3 protein-coding genes are annotated in these 6,112 nt (G+C 31.9%); all 3 read left to right on the plus strand.

Going from position 1 to position 6,112, the window contains the following annotated elements; all coding sequences use genetic code 11:
- The first annotated feature begins 111 nt into the window (after positions 1-111).
- Positions 112-2,364: a hypothetical protein gene (locus ASE55_RS02630; RefSeq protein ID WP_056215172.1), complete on the plus strand. Its 2,253-nt coding sequence runs from the start codon at positions 112-114 to the stop codon at positions 2,362-2,364.
- Positions 2,365-2,389: 25 nt separating this feature from the next.
- Positions 2,390-5,860, plus strand: coding sequence for a peptidoglycan-binding domain-containing protein (locus tag ASE55_RS02635; RefSeq protein WP_056215175.1), 3,471 nt, complete (start codon positions 2,390-2,392; stop codon positions 5,858-5,860).
- Positions 5,861-5,864: 4 nt separating this feature from the next.
- On the plus strand, positions 5,865-6,112 hold a 248-nt coding region (locus ASE55_RS02640; protein ID WP_131726112.1), incomplete at its 3' end, for a WG repeat-containing protein.

The following is a 6,112-nucleotide window of genomic DNA, read 5'->3' on the forward strand; positions in this document are numbered from 1 at the left end:
GAAGATATGAAATAAAATAAATAACAAAATTCTTTAATCCAATAATAACAGGATTAAAAATTAAATTTAAACACATTCTTATTAATAACACTAAATTAACAAATTAAAAATATGTCAAAGGTATTTTTTTTTACAGATCCTAATGCTATAAGTGCGACACAAAATTCTGATTTTGCTTTTGGCCCCCTATCAAGTTCTTCAACACATGATGTTTATAATTTAGAAAATAAATTTTCAGTAACTGATAATGCGCCTGCTATTGCAATATGCAAATCTTTATTATTAGCACAGGAAGTTCCCTCTAATCCTGAATTATTAAATATAGCATTAATTCCTATCCAAGTTAATATTTTAAATAATATACCAATTAAGTTTTTTGTTTACAGGGGTATTAAAAGAAGTTCTTTATATGGAGCTGATGGAAAAATACTTACAACATCAAATATGCGCCCTGATAAGAATATTATTGACAGAATCCAGGATATCCAGCAAAAGATGAACACAGAAAATAACACAACTATGATAGCTACAAAAAGATATTTAGGCTGTGAAATTACCGGTGATCTTTATTTAGAACAGGCTTTTTTTCAGGAAAGTAATAACGGACCTAACCCACAGAATCCAAATTTATTTCATCCAATGATTGTAGATGCAGGATTTGAAATAGGAAAGTTCAAAGGCGGGACTACAAAAGCTGGTTTTCAGATCATTTTAGATAAAATAGGTTATGAACCGAAATTAACAGACTTTAGAAAGCAAAATGATATTTTTGAAGTTCCAAAATTATCTGTCACTGCTACTGGAGAGCAAAAATTTAGAGATAGGGTTCAAAAAGAGAGAATTTTGGCTTATATGGATTACTGCGCATTCCTAGGAAATTTTTACAGTAACGGAGATTTCAAAATAAAAATATATTCTTCACAGTCTGAAGATAATGTAGAAATTAAAAATATCCTGGATAAATTTTATAATAAGAACGTAGTTTACATTGATATCCGGGATGATTATGGTAATTCTTATAACCATTATTTTAAAACCTCAGATACTATCAAGCTTTATTTGAAAAACTCATCAAATCAAATGGTAGTTAATGAAATGGATTATTACAGTTCTAAATGGCCAATTTTACAGCTACGAGATTATCAGGTTTCTGGTACCAGTTCTTCCGGAAACGAAGCTGTACAAATTGCTTTTCCAATGGAAGTTGGGGATCCTGTTTCCAATTACATATTATATGCATATAATATGAAAATGGGGAATAATATTTTTTCAACGCTTCAGGCTAATGATAGCCTACATAATGAAAATAACAATAATAAAATTATTTTCCATTACAGCCGATTTGTAAGTTTCAAGAAATTTAAAGTAGAGAATGGAAAATTCTTATCTAATTATATACTTCTGAAACTTTCAAATAATAAAAATGAGTTTCTTTATAATCAGGGAGACAGGTTAGATAACGTTTTTCCGCTTCATATGAAGGATATTTTGGGAGATGAAGATTTAGATGATGGAGATTTCAGAGTATATGTCTACTCATCAATTAATGCTCCTATTATTAGAAAAAACAGGAAAGCATATTTGGTAAATATGGGAATTGCAAAAGATAAAGAGAATGTGACATTTTTTGTTTTTAATTCTCAATCTATAAAGGAAAGCTATAATGGAAATAAAGTAGATAATGGATATCAGCAGTTATTTAATTTACTAACTCCTGGCAAATATTCTTATCAGATGTATATTGATGAATTTGAATATACCTCCGGGCAATCTTTAGGTTTCCTTTCAGCATTACCTTATAGGTGTATTAATGGAGAAAACTCTGATTTCATGCTACAATATTTCCTTTTCAAAAAAAACCAGAATACAAATTACAAGACGCTTGCATATGTGAAAGCAGGTGAAGGTACCTTGACAGATGCCTTCTTTGAAGATTTTGATGCCTTTTGTATTACAAATACAGAGTATAGGGAAGTTCTTAAAAAAGTTATTACTCCAGTGAGTAATAGTAATTACGATACTAGTTTTGATTTTTACAGAGAGGATTATTATGACTGTATAAGATTTAATAATCCGTTAATGTCACTTACTTTTGATGAATCTAGCTTAGGCACTACGGTTTTCAGATATCATCCGGTTTATATAGATTTTACAGGCACCCATTTATCACCATCTGATAGCAAGAAGTATGAATTTGCGAAAAAAAACACAGGTAAAATTCTTTGCAGAAGTTCTTTCATTCCCTCATATTTTCTTAGAGTTATAGGAGTGCCAACAAATCTTGCATCTCAAAATACAATAAAAGATATAAAGTGGAACAGTATAGGAGTAGACATGGAATTTAGTACAATGGAAATTGTATAAAGAAGAATAATAAATAATAAAACTTATGGCAATTTATATATCAAAATTAGCACTGGATAAAATTCCGTCTAAAAATTTTCTATCATCAACAAGTATGAAGGGTACTTATCTTTTGAAGACAGACTTGTTTGCCTCAAGCAAAGAACTCGTAACATTGGTTGAGAATCCTTATAAAACGATTCCGGTTCAGGAAAACGATCCTAGAGTAAATGTAGTGCGCAGAATAAAAATTGCGCTGAAAATTATTGATCAGATTCCAGGTGTAAATTATGATCTTCCCGGAGGGTTTTCGATGACTTCGGAATTTGATGATATTACTGAACAGGCTGTAAAAGTCTTTCAAGCTCTGAAAGGTTTAGAACAAACCGGAATCGTTGATGCCTTGACTTTGTCTAAAATGGATATGGCTCTTGCTGACACTATTTTTGATTTGAAAAACGGAGCGTATCTTGGAAGTAAGAGTAACATGGATGATCAATATATTGGTTTTAGTGATGAAATGGATTCCAATGGCCTGTATACATATACTTTTAAATATTATAATGAACAAGATGAACTTAAAACCGTTGAAATAAAGGATAAAAGTATTCATTATGTTCAGATCCTCGGTGATGCGGATAATGAATATTATACAGCATTTCCAGTCTCAGGAATTAATAAACTGGTAGATCAGCATTTGGATGTCAGCAAGAATAAATATAACGATAGATCTGTACTTCTAAGAAAGAAAAATGAAAAGAAAGTAAAAGTATTTGCACCGGTACGGCTTCCTGATTCACAGCTCTATCAGATTAAGAATAACGATAATATTACATCAGTTATTCAGCAGCATTATTATGTTGATCATGATATTGTATTCAAAAATATTGAAGGTATTGATGTTATAAAAATTCCTAAAAAAGAATTTAGAAGTGCTAATGATACCAGATCGAAATTTTATATGTTATTGTTGTATTTCTATAACCTTAACAGTAAAAATCAGGAAGGGCCTATTAAAGTAAGCGGACTGGTAAAAAATAAGGCATTTTATGATAAACTTAATAGTATTTTTATTCATGAAAATAAAAATCCTTTTAATCAGAATATATATCCTACAAGTAAGCTTCCTAATTTTTACAGTTTCTTAAGAAATATTGATCAATACTCAAATTTTTCCTCAGTTCAGTTTACATTAACTCCTGGGCAGACAATCGTAGTCCCTCCAAAAGGTTTTGCAGAAATGCTTTACTATCATTTAAATTTTAATCCTGACTTAATGCTTTCAGGAGGAAATTACAGAACAGCTTTGTCTACAACTTTAAAGAATGAGATTGCACAGGAAATCCAAAATCGACAAATGCAGCAAGAAACTTTTTCAGATTTGCTGAATGATACTTATGACCAGGCTGCAACACGCGTTGTAAGTTTCTATGAAGAAACGCTTAAGTTTTTCAAAGATTCATATAGTTATATTATATATCAGATCGGCCAGTATTGGCCAAGAGGAACAGGAGCACATTTTAAAGCAGGGGCAAGTGTGACTTGGGGAATACCTATAAAAACAGGTTTCGAAGCAGAATTTTTTATGTGGAGGGCAATGACTCCAAGAAGTGACCTGACAATTTGTATTTCCCAGAAAAGTAAATTTGAAATAGGTATAGATACTGGGCTAGAAGCAGGAGTAGGAATAGGAGTAGGAGCTACTAAAAGAAATAAAAAATTAAATGCAGGATTATATCTTCAAGGAGGGGCGCAATTAGCTATTATGCCTTATATTGAGGGAAAAGCAGAGTTCGAGTTTCCCATTAAAAAAGAAAACACAGCTCTTATTTCAATGATGATTGCAGCAATGGGGCCTTCAACCAGCGGAGCCCAACTTTCGGCTGTACTTGCTAGCAAAATATTGGCATATTTTAATGTGGTAAATCTAGATCCTTACCAATATCTTACAAAACTGAATCTCAGTGCCGGAGAATCAATAGAGGTAGAAGGTGATACAACAGTAACGTTAGGAGTTCGTACGGAACAAAGTGACGGGGCACAGCATGCAGATCAATTTGTGGATGATGATGCTGTGGCAGATAAAAAACAGAGTTGGTATTCTTTTAATGAATTGCTAAAATACCTTAATTTTAATTTTAATTTCACTGCAGATTGTAAATTGGTAGATATTGAATATACCGCTGATTATACGGGAGGTGTTTTTAATCCTAAAACGCTTAGTATTACCCCTGTAAAAGTAGAACTGCAATTAGGAAATTCTATAGCAGCTACCGGACAAATTGGAAATAATGAGGGATTAAAAAAACTGTTAGATATTACAGGAATCTCGTCTGAAGCACAAGAATTATCATTTGACAGAGGAATATTCTTCTACACAAAACTCAATGTAGATATGGATGGTCTTGACCCACAAAGAAAAATAAAGTCAATTGACAGATTATATAAAGTGGGTACCAATACAGGAAGTGTTGATTATTTGCAGACAGGTGATGAATTTTCTGTATTGCTGAAAAAAGATGTTTTAAAACAGATTATGTCTGATAATAACCGTTTCAATGTGGGACAGGCAATTGATATGATTGATAGTATTCAATACAGGAAAAAGGATGGTATAGAAGCAAATAAAATGTTATTAGGTAAAGAAATAGGACGCATCATGGCCTGGTATGAATCTAAAGAAATATTTGAAGGTACTTTAAAGGACTTGATTATTGAAAAAATGGGAATAGGTTTTAATTTTATTTATGATGCAGATATTACCCTTAAGATTTCCGGACATGAACAATATCAGGCATTACGAACTGCTATTTCTAGTCTTATGGATTTTCTGATGTGGTGGTACGGGTTTCAAAACCAACATGGTTCTGATCGGCAAATGGTTTTGAATGTTCAAAATTGGCTTTGGCAGAGGTTTAATGATATATTTAACAAAGGAGATGCTACTTTTGATGATCAAGCAGCATTGGAATATATCAGTGGAAAGATACATGAACTTGTAGAAGCTGTAAAAGCAAGTACTATTATCAATCCGGATAAGAGTCAAGGGGCTACTCCATGGCAGATAAAACTTTATGATTACCGCTATGAAAATATTTCTGATGATGATAAAAAGCAATATACAAGAAATGTTATATCCGAAGTATTTGAACTTGCTTCTAAAGCTGCAGATTATGCAATGAACGGAATAAATGCAACAGGATGGGTTATGGATTTGATATTTAGTAAATTGTTTTGTTACCTGAGAGATGTATTTGAAATTACTTTTGCATTAGAGGGGGGCATAGACCTATCGGGAACTATTAATGCAAAACTTGCTGCAGAAGCAAAAGCAGCATTTAGTATAGATCTCGAAGGGGGGCTATTTGACCGTACTGTCATTAAAAATAAAAATAAACCAACGATTGATATATATGATTTAGGCGATCCGTTAAGAGAAAAATTTTTGTCAATTGATCAGGATTTAGGAACACAAAGTCGTAATATTACAGACCTTATATTTAATATAACAAAATAGAAAAATGAAAAATATTGTTTATTGTTTATTAATGATTTTATTCTTTTCATGTGAGGGGCAGAATAAAAATGAAGTTTTCCTGCTTCCCTATCAGGTAGGAGAAAAATGGGGACTTGCGGATACGTTGGGGAATATCAAAGTACATCCTCAGTATGATGAGGTAATAGACTTTAATATTGAACCGCTTCAATTCGCAAAGACGCCTCCTTATTCTTACTATTATGTTAGAAAAAATAAAGAAATATTTCTTAT

The organism is Chryseobacterium sp. Leaf201, assembly GCF_001421435.1.
GTDB lineage: Bacteria > Bacteroidota > Bacteroidia > Flavobacteriales > Weeksellaceae > Chryseobacterium.